General features: G+C 67.9%; 20 protein-coding genes. 9 read left to right on the plus strand and 11 right to left on the minus strand.

Features of this window, described 5'->3' with window-relative positions; all coding sequences use genetic code 11:
• Nucleotides 1–95 precede the first annotated feature (95 nt).
• Genes lon through hrcA form a run of 8 tightly spaced genes read right to left on the minus strand, consistent with a single transcriptional unit; the run spans nt 96 to nt 10622 of the window.
• The gene (gene lon / locus AB1346_11420; GenBank protein MEW6721048.1) at nt 96–2579 is read right to left on the minus strand and encodes an endopeptidase La; all 2484 of its coding nucleotides are present in this window, start codon (nt 2577–2579) and stop codon (nt 96–98) included.
• Nucleotides 2580–2615: 36 nt separating this feature from the next.
• Complete coding sequence (locus AB1346_11425) at nt 2616–3062, minus strand: Hsp20/alpha crystallin family protein (protein ID MEW6721049.1); 447 nt, start codon at nt 3060–3062, stop codon at nt 2616–2618.
• A complete protein-coding gene (galU, locus tag AB1346_11430) occupies nt 3059–3925 on the minus strand; it encodes a UTP--glucose-1-phosphate uridylyltransferase GalU (protein MEW6721050.1) in 867 nt (288 codons plus the stop codon). The genes AB1346_11425 and galU overlap by 4 nt, the downstream gene beginning before the upstream one ends.
• Entirely contained in the window at nt 3922–5976 is a 2055-nt protein-coding gene (locus tag AB1346_11435) for an ATP-dependent DNA helicase (GenBank protein MEW6721051.1), read from the minus strand. Before AB1346_11435 ends, galU begins: the two co-directional genes overlap by 4 nt.
• An 11-nt stretch (nt 5977–5987) precedes the next feature.
• Nucleotides 5988–7880 (minus strand): penicillin-binding protein activator, encoded by a 1893-nt coding sequence (locus AB1346_11440; protein ID MEW6721052.1) that lies wholly within the window; start codon nt 7878–7880, stop codon nt 5988–5990.
• Nucleotides 7877–8986, minus strand: coding sequence for a molecular chaperone DnaJ (gene dnaJ / locus AB1346_11445; GenBank protein ID MEW6721053.1), 1110 nt, complete (start codon nt 8984–8986; stop codon nt 7877–7879). Before dnaJ ends, AB1346_11440 begins: the two co-directional genes overlap by 4 nt.
• A 7-nt stretch (nt 8987–8993) precedes the next feature.
• On the minus strand, nt 8994–9539 hold the full coding sequence (locus AB1346_11450; protein MEW6721054.1) for a nucleotide exchange factor GrpE: 546 nt from the start codon (nt 9537–9539) through the stop codon (nt 8994–8996).
• A gap of 45 nt (nt 9540–9584) precedes the next feature.
• Nucleotides 9585–10622, minus strand: coding sequence for a heat-inducible transcriptional repressor HrcA (hrcA, locus tag AB1346_11455; protein ID MEW6721055.1), 1038 nt, complete (start codon nt 10620–10622; stop codon nt 9585–9587).
• 129 nt (nt 10623–10751) lie between these two features.
• Between hrcA and AB1346_11460 the strand changes: the two genes are divergently transcribed.
• Both AB1346_11460 and AB1346_11465 read left to right on the plus strand, forming a co-directional pair.
• Nucleotides 10752–11915: an ATP-grasp domain-containing protein gene (locus AB1346_11460; protein ID MEW6721056.1), complete on the plus strand. Its 1164-nt coding sequence runs from the start codon at nt 10752–10754 to the stop codon at nt 11913–11915.
• 23 nt (nt 11916–11938) lie between these two features.
• Nucleotides 11939–12676 carry an alpha/beta hydrolase-fold protein gene (locus tag AB1346_11465; GenBank protein MEW6721057.1) on the plus strand — a complete coding sequence of 246 codons (738 nt, stop codon included), beginning with the start codon at nt 11939–11941 and terminating at the stop codon, nt 12674–12676.
• Nucleotides 12677–12689: 13 nt separating this feature from the next.
• On the opposite strand, the gene rpsA is transcribed toward AB1346_11465, so the two are convergent.
• Both rpsA and AB1346_11475 read right to left on the minus strand, forming a co-directional pair.
• A complete protein-coding gene (gene rpsA / locus AB1346_11470; GenBank protein ID MEW6721058.1) occupies nt 12690–13919 on the minus strand; it encodes a 30S ribosomal protein S1 in 1230 nt (409 codons plus the stop codon).
• A gap of 26 nt (nt 13920–13945) precedes the next feature.
• Nucleotides 13946–14293, minus strand: a complete 348-nt coding sequence (locus AB1346_11475; protein ID MEW6721059.1) for a YtxH domain-containing protein — start codon at nt 14291–14293, stop codon at nt 13946–13948.
• Between the two features lie 56 nt (nt 14294–14349).
• On the opposite strand from AB1346_11475, the gene AB1346_11480 reads away from it, so the two are divergent.
• The gene (locus AB1346_11480; protein MEW6721060.1) at nt 14350–15312 is read left to right on the plus strand and encodes an NADPH:quinone reductase; all 963 of its coding nucleotides are present in this window, start codon (nt 14350–14352) and stop codon (nt 15310–15312) included.
• Here the strand turns inward: AB1346_11480 and AB1346_11485 are convergent.
• Entirely contained in the window at nt 15309–16184 is an 876-nt protein-coding gene (locus AB1346_11485; protein MEW6721061.1) for a radical SAM protein, read from the minus strand. The genes AB1346_11480 and AB1346_11485 overlap by 4 nt on opposite strands.
• Before the next feature lie 84 nt (nt 16185–16268).
• Here AB1346_11485 and AB1346_11490 point away from each other — a divergent pair, with 84 nt between their 5' ends.
• The 6 genes from AB1346_11490 to AB1346_11515 form a co-directional block, all read left to right on the plus strand.
• Entirely contained in the window at nt 16269–16487 is a 219-nt protein-coding gene (locus AB1346_11490) for a hypothetical protein (protein ID MEW6721062.1), read from the plus strand.
• A gap of 16 nt (nt 16488–16503) precedes the next feature.
• Entirely contained in the window at nt 16504–17238 is a 735-nt protein-coding gene (locus AB1346_11495) for an acyl-ACP thioesterase domain-containing protein (protein ID MEW6721063.1), read from the plus strand.
• A 506-nt stretch (nt 17239–17744) separates the two neighbouring features.
• Nucleotides 17745–18917, plus strand: coding sequence for a twin-arginine translocation signal domain-containing protein (locus AB1346_11500; protein ID MEW6721064.1), 1173 nt, complete (start codon nt 17745–17747; stop codon nt 18915–18917).
• 72 nt (nt 18918–18989) lie between these two features.
• Nucleotides 18990–19616 (plus strand): TRAP transporter small permease subunit, encoded by a 627-nt coding sequence (locus tag AB1346_11505; protein ID MEW6721065.1) that lies wholly within the window; start codon nt 18990–18992, stop codon nt 19614–19616.
• Nucleotides 19613–21595 (plus strand): TRAP transporter large permease subunit, encoded by a 1983-nt coding sequence (locus AB1346_11510; GenBank protein ID MEW6721066.1) that lies wholly within the window; start codon nt 19613–19615, stop codon nt 21593–21595. Before AB1346_11505 ends, AB1346_11510 begins: the two co-directional genes overlap by 4 nt.
• Nucleotides 21596–21773: 178 nt before the next feature.
• Nucleotides 21774–22201, plus strand: a 428-nt coding sequence (locus tag AB1346_11515; GenBank protein ID MEW6721067.1) for a D-glycerate dehydrogenase, incomplete at its 3' end; no start/stop codon positions are given.

Genomic DNA, 22201 nt, shown 5'->3' on the forward strand with positions numbered 1-22201 from the left:
GGGGCGCGGGTTTTCGCCGCGCCCGCCGTTCGATATGAGCTTATGGAAGACGGTCCCGCCGGGGGACGCGTCCGGTTCGTCCGGCGCTTCGGGCATCAGCGCTTCTTCCCCGCCTTCGCGGCCCGCGGGGCGGCCTTCTTCGCCTTCGTCGCCTTGCGGAACGGGTTCCTCGTCAGCGCCAGCGGGAGCACGTCGTCCATGCTCTTGACGAGGGAGAAGCGGACCTGCTTCGCCTCGTGGCGCGGGATCTCCTCGAGGTCCTTCCGGTTCGCATCGGGGGCGATGACGTGCGTGATCCCGCCGCGCAGCGCCGCCAGCGACTTCTCCTTCAGCCCGCCGATCGGGAGGACGCGCCCGCGCAGCGTGACCTCGCCGGTCATGGCGATGTCGCGGCGCACCGGGATCCCCGTCAGGGAGGAGACCAGCGCGGTGGCGATTGTGATCCCCGCCGACGGCCCGTCCTTGGGGATCCCGCCGGACGGGACATGGATGTGGATGTCCTTCTGCAGGTGGAAGTTCTTCTGCAGCCCGAGCCGGCCGGCGCGGGAGCGTGCGTAGGTGAGCGCCGCCTGCGCGCTCTCCCGCATCACGTCGCCCAGGTTCCCGGTGATGGTCACGCCGCCCTTCCCGTCGACGAGGGAGACCTCGATGAAGAGGATGTCGCCGCCGGTGGGGGTCCATGCCAGCCCGGTCGCCACGCCGACCTCGTCGGCCTCCCCTTCCTTCTCCGGGATGTGCATCGGGACGCCGAGGTACTTCTGGATCGTCTTCGTCGTGACGGGGAACGGCCCCTTCTCCCCCTCCGCGATCTTCCGGGCGATCTTGCGGCACACCTGGCCGATCTCGCGCTCCAGGTTGCGCAGCCCCGCCTCCCGCGTGTACTGGTGGACGATCGCGAGGATCGTCTTGTCGTTCATCACGATCTGCCCCGGCTTGACGCCGTTCTCCTCCTGCTGCCGCGGAAGCAGGTACTTCTTCGCGATCGCCAGCTTGTCGACGTCGGTATACCCCGAGAGCTGGATGATCTCCATCCGGTCCTTGAGGGCCGGCGGGATCGGGTCCATCACGTTCGCCGTCGCGATGAACAGCACCTTCGACAGGTCGAAGGGGACGTTCAGGTAATTGTCGCTGAAGGCGAAGTTCTGCTCGGGGTCGAGCACCTCCAGCAGCGCCGCGGACGGATCGCCGCGGAAATCGGCGCCCACCTTGTCGATCTCGTCGAGCATGAAGACCGGGTTTCGGGTCCCCGTCTGCTTGATCCCGTGGATGATCCGTCCCGGCATCGCGCCGACGTAGGTCCTGCGGTGGCCGCGGATCTCCGCCTCGTCCCGGATCCCGCCCAGCGACATGCGGAAGAACTTCCGGCCCATGGACCGGGCGATCGACTTCCCGAGCGAGGTCTTCCCCACGCCGGGGGGGCCGATGAAGCACAGGATCGGCCCCTTCATCTTGTCCTTGAGCTTGCGGACCGCCAGGTACTCCAGGATCCGCTCCTTGACCTTCTCAAGGTCGTGGTGGTCCTCGTCGAGGATCTTCCGCGCCTTGTCGATCTGGATGTTGTCTTTGGTCTCCTTCTTCCAGGGGAGCTCGACCAGCCAGTCGAGGTAGGTGCGCACGACCGACGACTCCGCGGAGTCTGGATGCATCCCCTCCAGCCTCCGGAGCTGCTTGTCCGCCTCCTTGAGCACCTCCTCGGGCATCCCCGCGGCCTTGATCTTGTCCCGCAGCTCGTCGGTCTCCTCGGCCTTCGAGTCGATGTCGCCCAGCTCCTGCTTGATGGCTTTCATCTGCTCCCGCAGGAAGTATTCCCGCTGGCTCTTCGACATCTCCTCCTTTGCCTGGTTCTGGATCTTGGCCTGCATCTCCGCGAGCTGCAGCTCCCGCGACAGCAGGTTGTTCACCAGGGTCAGCCGGGCGACGGGGTCCTCCTCCTCCAGCACCGACTGCGCCTCCTCGATCTTGAGGCGCAGGTTCGACGCCACCAGGTCGGCGAGCACGCCGGGATTGTTGATGTTCTCCGTCACCATCAGGATCTCGACCGGCATGTTCTTCAGGGTGAGGATCTTCTCGATCTTCTCGCGGGAGGCGCGCATGAGCGCCTCGATCTCGAGGGTGGCCTCCTTGACCGGCGGCTCGACGATCCGGTCGATCCGGACGCGCGTCCCGGGCTTCCCCTCGATGAACTCGACGATCTTCCCCTTCGCGACCCCCTGGATGAGGATCTTCAGCCGCCCGTCGGGGAGCTTGATCATCCGCATGATCATCGCGACCGTCCCCGTCTTGTACAGCTCGTCCGGCTTCGGGTCCTCCACCGCGGGGTCCTTCTGCGTCGCGAGGAAGATGTACCGGTCCCTGGCGAGCGCCTCGTCCACCGCGGAGATGGACCCCTCGCGCCCCACGAACAGCGGCAGGGTCATGTACGGAAATATGACGATATCGCGGACCGGCAGAAGCGGAAGAACGTCCGGGATCTCCGGGCCTCCCTCCTTCTCCTCCGCGGCAGGATTCTCCGGGGAAGGAGACTTGAACTCCTCCTCCTCCTCTTCCCCAGGGTTCTTCCTGGTCCCCTCGTCAGCCATCGTGTCGCCGCCCCTTTCCGAAGGCGTTCCCGGCCTTCATTCCCCGGTCACCGGGATCCGGCGCTCCCTGCCGCGCCGCTCCGCCATCTTCGGGATCGTGATCGTCAGGATCCCGTCTTTCTGACGCGCCGTGATCCGCCCGAGATTCACCGGGCCCACCACCTCGAACATCCTGCAGAATTTCCCGAAGCTGCGCTCGAGGCACAGGAAGGAAGTCTCCCCCCGCGGGAAATCGGCGCGCTTCTCCCCCGTCACCTCGATCCGGTCGCCCCGGACAGTGACCTGCACGTCCTCCGCCGGCACGCCGGGAAGCTCCAGAAGGATCCTTACGGTGTCGTCCGCTTCCGTTACGTCCGACGGCGGCATGTAGGCCGTTTCCCCGGAAAGGTCGAGGAGCATCACGCTGCCGGTCCGCCGCTCCGAACCTTCCTCCGCCCCGCCCTGCCGGACCTTCGCGCGGGGACCCCCGCCCCTCTGGCTCACGGGAGGATCTCCTTTCGAAGGAACGCCTGCAGACCCGGGCCGATCTCCGGGTCCTTCAGCGCGAAGGCGATGTTCGCCATCTGGAAGCCCAACTTCGTGCCAGCGTCGTAGCGGACGCCCTCGAACTCGTAGCCGATCACCCGTTCCTTCCCGATCAGCGACCGGATGGCGTCCGTGAGCTGGATCTCGCCTCCCGCCCCGGGCTTCGTGGCGAGCAGCGCGGGGAAGATTGAGGGAGGCAGGATGTAGCGCCCGATGATCGCGAGGTCCGACGGCGCCTCCTCGGGCTTCGGCTTCTCGACCATGTCGGAGACCTCGAACGCCCGGTCGCCGATCCTCTTTCCCTGGATGATGCCGTATTTCGACACCGCGTCGCGCGGGACTCTCTGGATCGCCAGGACCGCCGCCGCGCCGTGCTCCTCGTACGCCGCGATCATCTGCTTCAGCACGGGGACGGGAGTGTCGATCACGTCGTCCGAAAGGATCACGGCGAACGGCTCCTCGCCGACGAGGTCCACCGACCGCAGCACCGCGTGGCCGAGCCCCAGCGGGAGGTTCTGCCGCACGTAGAAGAAATCGGCGCCGTCGGTGACTTTCCGGACCTGCGCGAGCAGCGGGCCGTTGCCCTTCTTCTCCAGGAGGGTCTCCAGCTCGAAGGACACGTCGAAGTGGTCCTCGATCGCGTTCTTGCCGCGGCCGGTCACGATGATCATGTCCCGGATGCCGGCCGCCTTGGCTTCTTCGACTCCGTGCTGGATGAGCGGCATGTCGACGAGCGGCAGCATCTCCTTCGGGGACGCCTTCGTGGCCGGGAGGAAGCGCGTCCCGAACCCGGCCGCAGGGAAAACCGCCTTTCGGATCATTTCTCCTCCTTACGTGGATCGCCCGCCGCCGTCCCGCGGAAGCGGCGGAAGAAGGCCGCCACGTCGGCCCGGTCCCGCGTCCATTTCATCGGGGGAAGGTTCGCCCGGAACAGCTCCCCGTACCCCCGGCTCGCCACACGCTCGTCGAGCAACGCCACGACGCCGTAGTCGTCCCCGCGCCGGAGAAGCCGCCCGACGCCCTGCCGCAGCGCCAGCACCGCCTCCGGGAGCTGGTACGACGTGAACGGGTCCATCCCGCGCTCCCGCAGCGCCCGGATGCGCGCGGAGGTCACGGGGTCGGACGGGGAGGAAAACGGCAGCTTGTCGATGATGACGCAGCGCAGCGAGGCGCCCGGCACGTCGACCCCCTCCCAGAACGTCCCCGTCCCGATCAGGACCGTGTCCTCGCCCTCCCGGAACTCCTTGAGAAGCCGGCCGCGCGGCGCGTCGCCCTGGACGAACAGGGTGTAGGGCACTTCCCCGCGCAGCGCCTCCTCGAGCGCCGAGAGCGTCCTGTAGCTCGTGCACAGGACCAGCGCCCCGCCGCCGGAGCAGTCCAGCAGCTCCCGCGTCTCCGAAGAGGCCGCGGCCGGAAATGCGGGGTCCGACGGGGCGGGAAGCCCTTTCGGCACATAGAACAGCGCCCGATCGGCGAAGTCGAATTCATTATCCACGATGAGTTCCCGCGGTTCAACCCGGTCCAGCCCCACCCGTTCGCGGAAATACCCGAGGCCGCCCGAAACCGACAGCGTCGCCGACGTGAGCAGGAAAGGGATCGGATCGCCCCAGAGCGAATCCGAGAGGACCGGGGCCACCTCGATGGGCGTGCGGTGGAGCGACACGGCCCCTCCCCGGCGCTCCGCCCAGGCGACGGCTTCCGACGGGTCGGCGGTCAGCACCGCCCCGAGGTCGTCCAGGAAGGAGCGCACCCTCCGGAGCAGCGCCTCCCGGTCCATCCCGGGATCCGCGGGCTGCGATGCCTGGGGGGGGGCGCCGGGAGCCGCCGACAGCGACTGCGACAGCTCCTCTCCCGCCCGGATAAGGAAGCCGGTCCGCTCCCCGAACCGCGCCCCTCCGGCGACCCCCGCCAGCGGGAAGCGGCTGTCTCCCTCCCCCACCGCGTCGAAGGCGGACTCGGCGGCGAGGCGGAACTGCTCGGACATCGCCAGGAGTCCGCCTCCCGCGCCCCCCATCCGCGCGGCGGCGCGGCGCAGGTCCCTCGAAAGCTCCCGCGCCCGCCCCAGGGAGACGCTCACACCGAAGAACAGGGAAGCGGTCTCCTCGATCCCGTGCGCCTCGTCGAACACCACCGCGTCGGCCCGCGGCAGGACTTCCCCGTACCGCCCCTCGTCGCCCGCCCCCCGGCGGCCGCCGCCCTCCCCGCACCGCCCCGGAAGGCGCGCGCGGAGGGAAAGGTCCGCGAAGAACAGGTGGTGGTTGACGACCACGATGTCCGCCTCCGCCGCGCGCCGCCGCGCCCCCGCCAGGAAGCAGCGGTCGGTCTCCCCGCACGCGGAAGGGTCGCACATCTCGCTGCGCGCGTTGACCTCGCCCCAGGCGCGGGCGTCCTCCGGGATCCCCGCGGCCTCCGAGATGTCGCCGGTGCGCGTGCTCTCCGCGAACGACTGCATCGCGGGGAAGAGGCGGGCCTCCTTCGCGAACTCGAACAGCGGCTCCGAGCGGAAGCGCTTCCATCTCCGGAGGCAGAGGTAGTTGGCCCGCCCTTTCAGCACCGCGCACGAGAAGGGGTACCGGGTCGCCTCCCGGACGAGCGGGACCTCGTTCTCGATGAGCTGCTGCTGGAGCGTCCGGGTGCCGGTCGAGACGATCGTCCTGCGTCCGGAGAGGATGGAGGGGATGAGGTACGCAAGCGTCTTGCCGATGCCGGTGGCCGCTTCCGCGACCAGCACGGCGGAGCGCTCGATGGCGTCGGCCCACGCCAGCGCCATGCGGAGCTGCCCCGGACGCGGCTCGAAGCCCTTCATGGCGTCCGAGAGCGGTCCCCCGGGGGAGATCGCCATCGCCACCCTGCGCGCGAGGTCTCCCGGCACCGGCACTCCCTCTACGGCGACGGGACCGGCACGAAGTTCCCCAGGTCGACCCGGAGGAGCGAGACCTTCCGCCGCAGCTCCCCGGAGGGAGTGAACTGGAACCGGCCGGTGACGCCGAGGTAATCCTTCAGGCGCGGGATCCGCTCCCGCATCGCCTCCGCGGAAATCTTCCCCGCCGCGCCTTCCTGGACGAGCGATTCGGCCAGCACCATCGCCCCGTCGTAGCCCATCGCCTCGAAGCGGGTGGGCGTGGAGCGGACCGCCTCCTGGAACTCGCTGCGGAACCGGTCCCCGTGGGACCCCGGGATGGCGTCGGAATAGTCGATCGAGAACAGCGCCCCGGAGACGGCGCCGCCCGCCCTCCGGAGCAGCTCCTCGCTGTGCCACCCCGAGAAGCCGGCCAGCGGGAGGTAGACGTTGTAGTAGTTGAGCTGGGAGGCGATGAGGAACACGCGGTCCCAGCGGTCGGCGATGACGATCCCGTGGAGGGGGAGCTTCATCGCCTCGCCCTTCTGCCGCGACCGGGACTGCTTCTCGAACCGGGCGTTGCCGACCGCCTTCCGGATCACCTCGGTGAAGTCGCGCGCCTCGGGGGGGTACGGGATGGTCCGCACGATCCGGACGCCCGTCTCGCCCGCGGCCTTCGCCACGGCCTCCGCGAACCCTTTCCCGTAGCCGTTCTCGGGGTGGAGCAGGAGCAGGTCGGTCGTCTTCTCCCGGGCGAGCTGCGAGAGGACCGCGCGCGCCTCCTCGAGCGGGGAGAGGCCGAAGGAGTAAAGAAACGGCTTCTCCGGGACCGCCTTCTGCCCCATGTAGAACACGGGAGGCGACTTCGGGCCGAACGCCGCGGAGACGGCGCGCCCTTCCTCCCCCGTGACCGGTCCGAGGACCCCGATCACCGAGCGGTCGGAGGCCGCCGCCGCGAATTCCGCCCGGGCACGATCGGGATCCCCCGCCGTGTCCGTCCAGCGGATCGTCGGCTTCCCGTTGCCCGCGCGGAAGGCGGCCAGGGCGACCTCCGCGCCGGAGAGCACGGAGAAGCCGAGGTCGGCCAGCTTCCCGGACAGAGGGACCAGACCGAGGATCCTCGGCCGCCCGGATTCGATCTTCTCGATACGGTAGAGCCCCTCCGCCGCCTCGTCGGCCCGCTTCCCGCCCGCGCGCGCCGATCGTTCGAACGCGAACCGCGCCATCCCGTGGAACCCTTTTCGCGCGGCGGCCCTCCCCAGCGCGAGGAAGATATGTCCTTTCACGTCGGGCTCCGCCTCGGCCTCCGCGGCATCCCAAAGAGCGGAGATGTCGGCCGACCGGTCGACGAGCGCTTCCCGCTCGGCCGTGAGGGCCGCGACCGCCTCTCCGTCCGCGCCGGCCGCCAGCGCCCGCCGGTACATCGCGAGGGCGCTCCCGATCTTCCCTTCGCGGGCGTCCGCGCGGGCCATCAGGGCGAGCAGGCCGGGAACGTCCGCGTCGACGTACTTCTGGTCGACCAGGTAGCCGGCCATCTGGCGCGCCTCGCCGGTCCAGTCCATCTTCCGGTAGATGCGCAGCTTCAGGTCCATCGCGGAAAGCGCAAGGTACCGGGCGCGGGACAGGAGCACCGCCTTGTCGGCGGCCTCCAGCGCCTTCTCGAGCTCGCCCCGCTCCAGGAGCAGCTCGCCGACGCGCATCCAGACGTATCCCTTCCGCTCGTCGTCGGGCCCGGAATACGCAAGGTCGAGGAATCCCCGGAGCGCCTCGTCCCTGCGGCCTTCGAGGAAATCGGACTCCGCCTTCAGGAACGGGACGATCGGAATCGCCCGCTCGGATCCCGGGGCCAGCGGCCGCGGCTCCTCCGCGCCGCCCGCGGGGACGGGGGCGAGGAGCAGCAGGAGCAGGGCGAAGAGGAGCGCTCCGTCCCGTTTCAACCGAAGATCTCCTTGACCTTCTCGAAGAAGCTGCTGGCGATGGGACCGGGAGAGGCGTCTGAAAGCTTCTGGAACTCCTCGAGCAGCTCCTTCTGGCGCTTGTTGAGCTTCCGCGGCACCTCGATCAGCACCCGGATGACGAGATTCCCCCGCCGTCCGGAGGAAAGAGAGGCGACCCCCTCTCCCCGGAGGACGAACTCGTGACCCGACGCCGTCCCCGCGGGGATGGAGAGCTCCTTCTTCCCGGAAAGGGTGGGCACCTCGATTTTCGATCCCATCGCCGCCTGGGGGAAGGTGATCGGGACCTCACAGAAGAGGTCCGCCCCGTCGCGGACGAAGAACGGGTGCTCCAGCACGGAGAGCACGACGTACAGGTCGCCCGGCGACCCGCCGGGCCCCCCGGCCTCCCCTTCCCCGCGCAGCTTCAGGCGCGTGCCGGTTTCGACGCCGGGGGGGACCTTCACCTTGAGCGTGCGGCTCTCCCGGACCTGCCCGGAGCCGGAGCATGCGCCGCACGGGTCCTTGACCACCTGCCCCGCGCCGCCGCAGCGGCTGCAGGTGCGGCGGATGGAGAAGAACCCCTGCTGGATCGTGACCTGCCCGCGCCCGCCGCAGGCGCCGCACTTCTCCGGCCGGCTCCCCTTCTTCGCCCCCGTCCCGCCGCAGTCGCCGCAGCCGGCCATCCGGGGGACGACGATCTCCTTGTCCGCCCCGAAGACCGCCTCCTCGAAAGTGACCGTCAGGTTGTACCGCAGGTCGGCGCCCCGGCGGACGCGGGCGCCCGCGCCGCCCCCGCCGAAGATCCCGCCGAAGAAGTCGTTGATGATGTCCTCGACGCCCATCCCCGTGAAGTCCCCGAAGCCGCCGAAGCCCTGCCCCGCGGGACCGGCGTGCCCGAACCGGTCGTACTGCGCCCGCTTGTCGGGATCGGAGAGGACCGAGTACGCCTCGTTCAGCTCCTTGAAGCGCTCCTCCGCGTCGGCGTCGGCGGAGTTCCGGTCGGGATGGTGCTTGAGGGCGAGCTGCCGGAACGCCTTCTTGATCTCGTCCGGGTCGCTGTTCCGCGGGACGCCGAGGACCTCGTAGTAATCGCGCTTCGTCGCCACGGCCGCCTCAATCCCCCTGCCCGTCCGGCCGCTCGCCGGAAGGGCCCGCCACCATCACCTGGGCGGAGCGCAGCAGGCGGCCGTTGAGCAGGTATCCCTTTCGCGCTTCGGCGACCACCGTCCCTTCGGGCGCCCCTCCCCCCGGCAGGACGCCGATCGCCTCGTGGACGGAGGGATCGAAGGCGCTCCCCACGGCGGAGAGCGGCTCCAGCCCGAACTTCCGCAGCTCGGCGAGCAGCGTGTCGCGCGTCATCCGGACGCCGTCCAGGATCGATTCCGCGGAGGCGCCCGGCTGCCCCATCGCCCGCTCCAGGTTGTCGAGGAACGGCAGGACGGCCTGCAGGACCCGCTCGTTGCCGAACGCCGCCTGCGCCTCCCGCTCCCGGGCGGCGCGCTTGCGGAAATTGTCGAACTCCGCCGTGAGATAGGCCAGCCGGGTCCGGAGATCCTCCACCTCGTCCGGTCCCGCGGGCTCCGGCGGCTCCGGGGATTCCACGGCCCCTTCCGCCGGGACGATCTCTTCGTGCGGCGCTTCCCTCTCCTTATCTTCCATTTCCGTCTCTCTCCCGATGTCGATGTGTGGGAACGTCCGGAGGCGCTACCTGTGCCCGAACATCGTGGTGAGCAGGTTCGCGGTGTACTCCACCAGCGGGATCATCCGCGAGTAGTCCATCCGGACGGGTCCGATCAGCCCGATGCTCCCCACGGCGGAGTCTCCCTGGCGGTACCCGGAAGCCACGACCGAGACGTCCCCCAGCTCCTCCACAGGATTTTCCTGTCCGATGGAGACCTGGATCGCCTGGCTGGCCATCGCGCGGTCGAGGAGGCGGAAGATCACGGTCTTCTCCTCGAAGGCGCGCAGGATCCGCTTGAGCCGGTCGACGTCCTCCGCGAACTCCGGCTGGTCCAGGATGTTGGCCCGCCCCTCGACGAACACCTCGCCCGGGCCGCTGTCGGCGAGCGCGCGGGCGCCCATGGTCAGGGCGCGGTGCATCACCCGGTCGTACCGGGCCTTCTCCTTCCGCAGCTCGGTGCGCACCCGCACCCGGAGCTGCGGCAGCGTCAGCCCCTCGGCGAGCTGGTTCAGGTACGCGTTGATCTTCTCGAGCTCGTCGGGGGTGATGTCCGGCTCCCCCTCGATCAGGCGGTGCTGCACGTACCCACCCTGCATGACGGCGACCAGCAGGATCTTGTCCAGCGAGGCGCGCATGAGACTCACCGAGCGCAGCCGCTGCTCGTCGGGGCGGGAGACGATCACCACGCTCGCCTGGCAAGCCAGGTTCGCGAGCAGGCGGCTCACCTGCCGGACCAGCCCGTCCGCGGAGCCCCCTCCCTCGTGCGCCGCGAGGTTGAGCTGCTCGATCTCCCCCTGCACGAGGGCGCGCCGGAGGAGCAGGCGGTCGATGTAGAATCGGAATCCCGACGCCGTGGGGATCCGTCCCGCGGAGGTGTGCGGCTGGGCGAGGAATCCCATCTCCTCGAGGTCGGCCATGATGTTGCGGATCGTCGCGGGGGAGAGCGTCTGCCCCATCTTCTTGGAAACGGTGCGCGATCCCACCGGCTCCGCCGTGGAGACGTAATCCTCGACGATGTGGCGCAGCACCTGGGCCGCTCGCTCGTCCACGCCGGGACCCATTTCATCTTCCCCTGCCGCAATTTAGCACTCCCAACGGCAGAGTGCTAAACCTCAATTTAGCAGCCGCGGACCGCCGGTGTCAAGGGCGGGCGGCTTGACGTTCCGCGCCTGCCTTGAGAGGATTTTCCCATGAACTTCGTCTACCTGTCGCCCCATTTCCCGCCGAACTACCGCCTTTTCTGCATCCGCCTCCGGGAGGAGGGGGTGAACGTCCTCGGGCTGGCCGACGCGCCGCACGAATCGCTGCCGCCGGACCTTCGGGACGCGCTGACGGAATATTACCGCGCGGACAGCATGGAATCGTACGATTCCCTCCTGCGCGCCTTGGGGCACTTCACCCACCGGCACGGGAAGATCGACCGGATCGATTCCCTGAACGAGCACTGGCTGGAGACCGAGGCGCGGCTGCGCACGGACTTCAACGTACCGGGGATCCGGGAGGACGGGATCGGCCGCGTCAAAAGAAAATCCTCCATGAAGGAGGTCTACCGCTCCGCGGGGGTGCGGGTCGCCCGGGGCGCCGTGGTCCGCACGCCGGAGGAGGCGCGGCGGCTGGTTGCGGAGACCGGGTATCCCGTGGTCGCCAAGCCGGACATCGGCGTGGGGGCGTTCGCGACGTTCCGCATCGACGACGACGCGCGCCTCGCCGCCTTCTTCGCCGCGAAGCCGCCGGCGGACTACATCGTGGAGGAGTTCGTCCGGGGGAGGATCTTCTCCTTCGACGGGCTGGCGGACCGCGACGGGGAGATCGTCTTCCACACGGCCCACGCATACAGCAAGGGGATCATGGAAACGGTGAACGAGGACGACCACGTCTACTACTACTCGCTCCGGGAGATCCCGGCCGACCTGGAGGAGGCGGGGCGCCGCACCGTGCGGGCGTTCGACGTCCGGGAGCGCTTCTTCCACCTGGAGTTCTTCCGGGACGAGCGCGACGGGGGGATCACGGCGCTGGAGGTGAACATGCGCCCGCCGGGAGGGCTGACGACGGACATGTTCAACTACGCCAACGACATCGACATCTACCGGGAATGGGCGCGCCTGGTCGCGCACGGCCGCTTCACGGCGTCCTGGAGCCGCCCGTACCACTGCGCCTACGTGGGGCGGAAGACGTCGAAGCGGTACGCCGTCCCGCACGAGGAGCTCCTGCGGGAGCTGAGCCCCCTCGTCTGCCACCACGAGCGGATCGATTCCGTCTTCCGCGCCGCGATCGGCGACTACGGCTACCTGCTCCGCTCCGCGGAGCTCGACGAGATCCTTTCGGCCGCCAACCGCATCCATCGGACCGAGTGACTCCTAAGGAAAGGAGCCAGGGGATGAACATCGAATACCACCGCGGATGGAGCCGCAGCCTCGGACAGGACATGGAGCTGAAGGTGTACGGGCAGGGCGGAAAGCCGGTGATCGTGTTCCCCTGCCAGGGAGGCCGCTTCTACGAATACGAGGATTTCGGGATGGTCGAGGCGTGCCGCCCCTTCATCGACGCCGGCATGATCACGCTGTTCACGCTGGACAGCATCGACCACGAGTCCTGGTGCAACGATTCCGTTCCCGCCGCCGGGCGGGCGCGGCGGCACAACGACTACGACCGGTATGTAGTGGAGGAGGCGGTCCCGTTCCTCCGCGGACTGATGCCGCGCTCCGGCGGGATCCTCGCCACGGGGTGCAGCATGGGCGCGTTCCACGCCGTGAACTTCTTCTTCCGCCACCCCGACGTCTTCGACGCCGTGATCGCGCTGTCGGGGCTTTATTCCGCCGCGCATTTCCTGGGCGATTGCCCGGACCCCGCCGCCTACTTCAACTCCCCGCTCGCCTACCTGCCGAATCTGACGGACCCGTGGTACCTGGAGAGGATCCGCAAGGGACGGATCGTGGTCTGCGCGGGGCAGGGCGCGTGGGAGGAGGAAACGCTGGCGGACACCCGGGCGCTTCAGGCGGTCCTTGCCGCGAAGGAGGTCCCCGCCTGGTTCGACTACTGGGGGCACGACGTCAGCCACGACTGGCCGTGGTGGCGCCTCCAGATGCCGTATTTCCTGGGGCACATGAACCTGTAGGCGAGGACCGGCGCTACTTCTTCTTTTTCCGCTCCATCTTCGCCCGGAGCGCCTCGCCGAGGGCTCCGACGGCCGGCGCGTCTGTCGGCCGCTCGATGTATTTCCGGTAGTCCTCCGCCTCGCCATCGGGCGATTCCCGCTCTCCTTCCGCCCCGGCGAGCGACAGCGCGACGCGCCGCTGCGCCGCGTCCACCGACTCCACCTTGACCTCGACCTCCTGCCCCACGGAGACGACCTCGGAGGGCGACTTGATCCGCTTCCCGCCTCCCAGACGGGAGATGTGCAGAAGCCCGTCGATCCCGCCGCCCAGGGAGACGAACGCGCCGAACGCCGTGAGGCGCGCCACCTTCCCGACATGGCGCGAGCCCGCCGGGAAGCGCTGCGCCGCGGCCTCCCACGGGTCCGCAAGCGTCTTCTTCAGGCTGAACGTGAACCGCTTGTTGGGCCAGTCGAGCTTCGCGATCGCCACCTCGACTTCCTGCCCCGGCGAGAGGACCTCCCGGATGTCCTCTACCCGCTCCCACCCGATCTCGGAAACGGGGAGCAATCCTTCGATGGGACCGATGTCGACGAACGCGCCGAAATCCCGGATGGAGGTGATCTTCCCCCGGACCACCATCCCTTCCGCGAGCGTGGCCATCGACTCCTCCCGCTTCCGCCGCTCCTCCTCCTCGACGAGCACGCGGTTGGAGACGACGATGTTGCGCCCCTTCTCGTCGTATTGGGTGATCCGGAACGGCAGCTTCCTTCCGGCCGCCTCCGCGGCGTCCCGGCTCCGCGCCGACCCCATCTGCGAGCGGGGGCAGAACGCCCGGACGCTTCCCGGGAGCCGGACCTCGAACCCGCCCTTGATCTCCTTCACCACCAGGCCGTCCACGGGGATGCCGGTCCGCCACGCATCCTCGAGGTGCGCGGCGCCTGCCGAGCCGCCCGTCACGCGCGTCGTGAACCGCATCTCGCTGCCGTCGGAGGAAACGAAGTACGACGCCAGCGTGTCGCCCTCCTTCACCTGGACGTTCCCGGATTCGTCCGCGAGCTCTTTCGCCGCGAGGATCCCCTCACCCTTCCGTCCGAGATCGAGGAAGATCCACTCGGGGGTCACCTTGATGACCCGCGCGACGACCTTCTGCCCCGGCTCGTACCGCGTCGGGGCCACGAAGCTCTTGTCGAAAAGATCCGCGAAGCTCTCTTCTTCCGGCGTATCCGGTTCCGGCGTATCCGGCCTGTCCTTGTCCGAATCCATGCGCTCCCCGTCGAAAACGTTATCGTCTACTCCAGGAGGCCGGCCAGCTTCTCCCGCTGGCGCGCCAGCCGCTTCTGCCCTTCCTCGATCGCTTCCAGCACGGCTTCCCGCGATTCCTTCGCCAGCCCCTTCCCGCGGGAGAGGAGCTCTTCCGAGCTCTCCTCGATGGAATCGACCATTCCGGAGACGGTCTCGGCGAAATCCTCCGCGGCGCCCTCGACCATGCGCCGGGCCTTCTTCGCGCTGCGGGATATGTCGCGCCGGGTATCCTCCCCCGACTGGGGCGCAAGCAGGAGCGCGGCCCCCGCTCCCAGGACCACTCCCGTAAGCACCAGCAGCGCGCCCGCCATCACCTTGCCGTCGCTTTCGCCCATGGCGTCCCCCCTGTTATCATCGCTTGTAGTCAGTGTACCTCAGGAAAGGAGCCCCCATGAAGGCGATCGTCGTTCGGGAGTTCGGCCCTCCGGAAGCGATGCGGCTGGAGGAGCTTCCCTTGCCCGTCCCGGGTCCCGGGCAGCTCCTGGTCCGGGTGCGGGCCGCCGGCGTCAATCCCGTGGAGACGTACATCCGTTCCGGGGCCTACGCGCGTCGCCCGTCCCTTCCCTACACGCCGGGGCACGACGCCGCGGGGACCGTCGAGACGGTCGGAGGGGATGCGAGCGGCTTCGCGCCCGGAGACCGGGTTTACACTTCCGGAACGCTCACGGGCGCCTACGCGGAGTACGCCCTGTGCGAAGCGTCGCGGGTCCACCCGCTGCCTTCCGAGGCGTCCTTCGCCCAGGGGGCCGCGCTCGGCGTCCCTTACGGCACCGCGTGGCGGGCGCTCTTCCAGCGGGCGCGCGCCGTCCCCGGGGAGTCGGTCCTGGTCCACGGCGCCAGCGGGGGCGTCGGAATCGCGGCGGTGCAGATCGCCCGGGCGGCGGGGCTGCGCGTCGCGGGGACGGCGGGAACGGCGGAGGGAAGCGCTTTAGCGGCGCGGGAGGGCGCGCACCACGTCCTCGACCACAGGGACCCCCATCATTTCGAGCGGGCGATGTGGTTTACCGGCGGCCGCGGCTTCGACGTCATCCTCGAGATGCTGTCCAACGTGAACCTGGGCAAGGACCTCAAGATTCTGGCGATGGGAGGCCGGGTGGTCGCGATCGGCAGCCGGGGGCCGGCGGAGATCGATCCGCGCGACGTCATGTCCCGCGACGCCTCCATCTTGGGAATGCTCCTGTTCAACATTTCGGAAGAGGACCGGGCGTCCGTCCACGCGGGCATAAGGGCGGGGCTGGAGAACCGTTCCCTGCGCCCCGTCGTCTCCCGGGAGCTGCCGCTGGCCTCCGCGCCGGAGAGCCACGTCGCCGTGATGTCGCCGGGAGCGCTGGGGAAGATCGTCCTGGTGCCTTAGCGGGTCATCCCCCGGCGGACGGCGTATTCCCTCGCCTCCCGCCACTCCTCCGGGAAGAGGCGGCGGGAGATTTCCGGGAAGGCGTGCGCCTCCCCGCACGGGCGGTACTGGTCCATCAGGTTCAGGTACGTGTCCGGGCCGATCTCCTCCGCCAGGAAGTCGATTACCGCCTTCGTATCGGAAGCGCCTCCCGGCATCGCAAGGTGGCGGACGAGTAGGCCGCGGACGGCGACTCCATGGCGGTCTGCGACCAGCGGCCCAACCTGCCGCGCCATCTCCCTGAGGGCGGCCCGGGCGATTTCCGGATAGTCCGGCGCGCCGCAATAGCGGGCGGAGGAGGCGGGGTCGAGGAACTTGAGGTCCGGCATGTAGATGTCGACGATCCCCTCGAGCTCCCGAAGCGTCTCCACGCGCTCGTACCCCGGGCAGTTGTAGACGACCGGCAGGGTGAAGCCGCGCGCGGCGGCCAGCCCCAGCGCCTCCACGATCTGCGGCGTCACGTGGGTCGGCGTCACCAGGTTCAGGTTGTGGCATCCGGACCGCGCGACCGCGAGGAAGATTCCCGCCAGCGTCTCCGCGTCGACCTCCTCCCCTTCCCGCAGATGGCTGATCCCGTAGTTCTGGCAGAAGACGCAGCGCAGGGGGCAGCCGGAGAAGAAGACGGTCCCCGACCCGGAGCTCCCCACCAGCGGCGCCTCCTCCCCGAAGTGCGGCCCGTACGACGCCACGACCGCGCGGCCGCCGATCCCGCAGTAACCGCGCTCCCCCTTGATCCGGTCCACCAGGCACATGCGGGGGCAGATGTCGCATCGCCGCAGCCGCTCCGTCAGCGCCCGCGCCTTACGCTCCGGCGCGCCCCGTCCCGCTTCCAACTCCCCGTCTCCTCCGCGGAAAAAATCCCATTGTGATATCTACTATAATAAACGTCTGCAATCCTCCGAACGGGAGAGAGCGAGATGGCCCCGGAGAAGAAAAACTGGACCGCCTACCTGAGGATCTACCTCTACCTGTTCGCCCTCGGCCTGCTGCTCTTCGGAGTGTTCGCAGTGTATTTCAGGACTTACAACCACCCCTTCTACGGACGAATCAACCTCGGCGAATACCACCGGTGGATCGGCGCGGCGTCCTTCGTCGCCGGCATCGCATTCCTTCGATATATAAGGAGCCGCCGCTGATCCGGGGAGCCCGACGATGTTTTCCCGGGACTACCTGGTCCACTACTACGAGATCGACCGGCGCCGGCGGCTGACGCCCCCGGCCCTCCTGCATTACTTCGAGGACATCGCGACGCTGAACAGCGAGGCGGCGGGCTTCCCGCTCGACTATTACTGGAAGACCGGTCAGCTGTTCCTGCTCCTGAAGTGGGACGTCGCCGTCTCCTCCTGGCCCCTTTTCGGAGAAACCGTCCGGATCGAGACGCGCCCCACCACCTTCAAAAGGTTCCTGGCGAACAGGGAATACCGCGTGATCGGAAAAAACGGGAACGCGCTGGCCGAGGCGCGCTCCGTCTGGATCTTCACGGACCTTCGCGCGCGGAAGCCGGTCCGCGTGCCGGAAGAGATCTATGGCGGCTTCGGCGTCGCCGGGGAATCCGGCGCGTCCTTCGACAACCTGGAGGAGCTGCCGGAGTTCGACGGGGACGCCCCTCCGCTGCGGATCGCGGTCGGCCCCGCCGATCTCGACAACAACGACCATGTCAACAACGTCCGATACGTGGAATGGGCGCTCCGGTCGCTGCCGGCCGGATTCGCCGCGGAACGCGCGGCTTCCCGGATCCAGGTCCACTACAAGAAGGAGCTGCATTGCGGCGACGAGGCGGAGCTGGTCACCGGAATCTCCGATCGGGACGGGAGGCCGCAGTCCGATCATTCGATCCGGTGCGGGGACCGGGAGGCATGCCGGATCCGGCTGGAATGGGCAGGCTGAGTTTCCCTCTGCTGTTTTACTTCGGACGCACCAAAGGGGATCCGTGAGCCCGAATATCTTAAAATCACGTTCGAAACCGGAATGTTTTCCATTTGACACGGTTCCTTGGGCCGTGCTATCTAAGCCCATGCCGGGTGCGCTTTCGGTTCGCGGCCACCGGTAATCCAGGCGGATGCGTCCTCTCCTGTCCGACCGTATCAGGTTCCGCCCTTTGACGGGTAATAGCATCGGGCATTTCGGCAAAACAACGTATCCGATGGCGGTGCGGCCTGCCGCGACGGCATCTTAGCATCGGGCAAACCGGGTTTGCAGCTCCCGGCGCCGCCATGTCGACCGCGGGAAATCCAAAAGGGGGTGAAGCCCAGAGAGGGGGATCCGGGGAGAGCGTCCCCGTCCGGCAGTAAGGCCGGGTAATGTCGCCGGGAGGTCGATCTACGCGTTGCCGCTTCAGACGGACGGTACCGGTACTGCGAAACACCACTATCATCACTATCCGGAGGAGAGACATGGCAAAGAAAGACCCGGGCAAGGAAAAGAAGGGGATCGACGTATCCCGCCGCGGTTTCCTCGCGGGCGCCGCGGCAGCGACCGCCGGCGCGGCTGCGCTGGGCTTCCCGAAGATCGCCAAGGCCGCCGGCCCGATCAACATGCGGTGGCAGAGCACCTGGCCGAGCAAGGACATTTTCCATGAATACGCCCTCGACTTCGCGAAGAAGGTCAACGACGCCAGCGGCGGCGACCTGAAGATCGAAGTTCTGCCGGCGGGGTCGGTGGTCCCGGCCTTCGCGCTGCTGGACGCGGTCTCCAAGGGGACGCTCGACGGCGGCCACGGCGTCTTCGTCTACCACTACGGCAAGCAGAACGCCCTCGCGCTGTGGGGCTCCAGCCCCGGCTTCGGCATGGACGCCAACATGCAGCTTGCGTGGCACAAGTACGGCGGCGGCAAGGAATTCCTGGAGAAGATCTACCAGCAGATCGGCGCGAACGTGGTGTCCTTCGCCTACGGCCCGATGGCGACGCAGCCGCTGGGCTGGTTCAAGAAGCCGATCACCAAGCTGGAGGACCTCAAGGGGCTGAAGTACCGCACCGTCGGGATCTCCGTCGACATGTTCACCATGATGGGGCTGGCGGTCAACGCGCTGCCCGGCGGCGAGATCGTGCCGGCGATGGACCGCGGCCTGCTCGACGGCGCCGAGTTCAACAACGCCAGCTCCGACCGGCTGCTCGGCTTCCCCGACGTCTCCAAGGTGTGCATGCTGCAGAGCTACCACCAGAACGCGGAGGCCTTCGAGATCCTGTTCAACAAGGACAAGTTCAACGCGATGCCCGACAAGCTGAAGGCGCTCATCGGGGTCTGCGTGGAAGCGGCCTCGGCCGACATGTCCTGGAAGGCGATCGACCGCTACTCGAAGGACTACATCGAGATGCAGACCAAGCAGGGCGTGAAGTTCTACAAGACGCCCGACGCGATCCTGCAGAAGCAGCTCGAAGTGAACGACGTCGTCATGGAGAAGAAGTCGGCGGACAACCCGCTGTTCAAGGAGATCGTCGAGTCGCAGCGGGAATTCGCGCGTCGCGCGGTGGCGTGGGACATGGACTACAACGTCAACCGGCGCATGGCGTACAACTACTATTTCGGAAAGAAGAAGGCGGCCCCGAAGAAGGGCGCGAAGGGCTGACCGCTTATTCCCGTCATCCCCTGACAGCCATCCGGGCGAAAGCCCGGATGGCTGATTTTCGAAAGGTCGAACATGCGTAAAAAACTGTTCATCGTCGACAAGATCAGCACCGCCGTCGGCAAGACGGTCGCCTGGCTCATCGTAACGCTCACCCTCCTGATCACCTATGAGGTCTTCTCCCGGTACGCGCTCAACGAGCCGCACCCCTACGCCTTCGACATGATGCTCCAGATGTACGGGACGCTGTTCATGATGGCGGGCGCCTACACGCTGTCACGGAACGGCCACGTGCGCGGCGACGTCCTGTACGGCTTCTTCCCCCCGCGGGTGCAGGCCGGGCTCGACCTGACGCTCTACTTCGTGTTCTTCCTGCCCGGCGTCACCGCGCTGTGCTGGGCCGGATACCGGTACGCCGCGGAGTCGTGGAGAATCTGGGAGCGTTCCAGCATCACCGCGGAGGGGCCGCCGCTCTACTGGTTCAAGACCGTCATACCGGTCGCCGGGGCGTTCATCCTGATGCAGGGGATCGTTGAAATGATCCGCTGCGGGATCTGCCTCAAGGACGGCAAGTGGCCATCGAGGGAGGAGGACGTCGAGGAAGTCGACGTCGAGAAGCTTAAAGAACAGATGCACGTCAAGGACGAAGACATCGCAAGGGTCGACGCCATCCTCACCGAAAGGGAGAAAGAGCACAAATGAAAAAAGGGGTATGGTTCGGCCTTATCATGATGGCGATCGTCGTCGGACTGCTCTTTTACATGATGCCGTCGCCGGACAAGATGACCCTCGGCCACCTCGGCCTTTTGATGCTCGGCCTGATCGTCGTGATGATCATGCTCGGGTTCCCTACCGCGTTCACGCTGATGGGGATGGGCACGATGTTTACCTGGTTCGCTTACTACAGCGCGGACCCGTCGACGGCGGTCGCCCGGACGCTCGACCTGATGGTGCAGCGCGCCTACTGGGTCATGAACAACGACGTGCTCATCTCGGTGCCGCTGTTCGTCTTCATGGGGTATCTGGTCGAGCGCGCCAACCTGATCGAGCGGCTGTTCCATTCGCTGCACCTGGCGACCTGCCGCATCCCGGGAGCGCTGGCCGTCGCGACGGTCGTCACCTGCGCCATCTTCGCCTGCGCCTCCGGCATCATCGGCGCGGTCGTCACGCTCATGGGGCTGCTCGCCTTCCCCGCGATGCTCAAGGCCGGGTACGGCATCCGGCTCTCGGCTGGCGCCGTGACCGCGGGCGGCACTCTCGGCATCCTGATCCCGCCGTCGGTCCTGCTGATCCTTTACGGCGCCACCGCGGGCGTCTCGGTCATGCAGCTTTACGCGGGCGCCTTCTTCCCGGGCCTCATGCTGGCGGGGCTCTACCTCGGCGGGATCATCCTCTACGCGAAGCTGTTCCCACACAATGCGCCGCCGCTGTCCGAGGAGGACAAGCGCGTGGAGCTGCCGGAATGGGCGGAGGTGCTCTCGAAAAGAGGGAGCAACGCCCTTGCGGGGCTGACCAAGGCGGCCTTCGGAAACGGGGACCACGGGATCCCGAGGCGCACGCTGTTCAAGAACCTCGGCATGGCGCTGCTGCCCGCGCTGTCGGCCGTGATGATCATGGGGCCGACCTACTTCGCCGTGACGAAGCCCCAGGAAGCGGTCACCGGCGTGCAGGAGATGGGGATGGCGGCGGAACCCGGTGCGGAATCCGCCGATACGGCTCAGGCCCCGTCTACGGAAACGGAGCCGGACTACTACGGCGGCGGGCTGGAGGAGCCGCCGGGCGCCGCGGAAGCGGAAACCGCAGGGGGGCTCCAGGAACCGCCGGGCACTCCGGAAGCCGAAAGCGCCGGCGGGCTGCAGGAGCCGCCGGGGACCGTCGCCGAAGCGCCCGCCCCCGCCGCGGAGGAAGCGAAGCCCGCCCGCGAACCGGCGCCCATGGCATACTGGTACGTCCTCGGGTTCGCCGTCGTGTCGCTGGCGATCTTCTATCTCATCTTCGATTTCTCCCGGCTCGAGGTCTTCCGGCTGCTGCTCACTTCCTTCTTCCCGCTGGCGCTGCTGATCTTAGGCGTGCTCGGCTCGATCATCGCGGGGCTGGCCACGCCGACGGAGGCGGCGGCGATGGGATCGTTCGGCGGTTTGGCGCTGGCCGTCGCCTACGGGCAGTTCAGCATGAAGATGCTCAAGGAGTCGGTCATCCTCACCGCGCGGACCAGCGCGATGGTGTGCTGGCTGTTCATCGGATCGGGCATCTTCGCCGCGGGGTTCGCGCTGCTGGGAGGGCAGGAGATCGTCAACAACTGGGTGACGGGACTCGACCTCTCCCCCGTGCAGTTCATGCTGCTGGCGCAGATCATCATCTTCCTGCTGGGCTGGCCGCTGGAATGGACCGAGATCATCATCATCTTCATGCCGATCTTCCTTCCGCTGCTGACGCACTTCAGCATCGACCCGCTCTTCTTCGGCCTGCTTGTGGCGCTCAACCTCCAGACGGCGTTCCTGTCGCCGCCGGTGGCGATGGCGGCGTTCTACCTCAAAGGGGTGGCGCCTCCGCACGTGACGCTGAACCAGATCTTCCTCGGGATGATCCCGTTCATGATTATGCAGATCCTTGCCATATTCCTGCTGTACATGTTCCCCCAGATCGGGCTGTGGCTCCCGAGTATCGTGTACGGCGGCTGACATGGCGAGCCTGCATTTCTCGCCAGCGTCCGTAGCGAGGGGGTGGAGACGGGCGTGGATGCAAGGCGTCGCGACCGAGGGCCCCGGAGGCGCACTGGACGGTGCGTCGAGGAGCCCGACCGAGCGCAACGCAGCAGACATGCCCGTATCCGCCGCCGCAGTAGGAGGCTGGTGAGAAATGCAGGCTAAGCCCGCCGTCCTCGTGACCCGCAAGCTGCCGGACGCCGTCGAGGCCCGGCTCTTGCGGGATTACGACGCCCGGCTGAACCCGGGCGACGTCCTCTATACCGCCGACGGGATCGTCGAGCGGGCTCGCGACGTCGACGCCATCCTCCCCTGCCACACGGAGCGGTTCGACGCCGCCCTGATCGCGCGGCTCCCGGCTCGCGTCCGGATCATCGCCAATTTCTCCGTCGGCTACGACCACGTGGACGTCGCGGAGGCGAAGGCGCGCGGGATCGTCGTCACGAACACCCCCGACGTGCTGTCCGACGCCACCGCCGAGCTGACCATGATGCTGATGCTGGGCGCGGCGCGGCGGGCGAGCGAGGGGGAGCGGCTGGTGCGCTCGGGGGAATGGAAGGACTGGAGCCCGGCCTTCATGGT

This window comes from Thermodesulfobacteriota bacterium (genome assembly GCA_040758155.1).
In the GTDB taxonomy this organism is placed as follows: Bacteria; Desulfobacterota; Deferrimicrobia; order Deferrimicrobiales; family Deferrimicrobiaceae; genus UBA2219.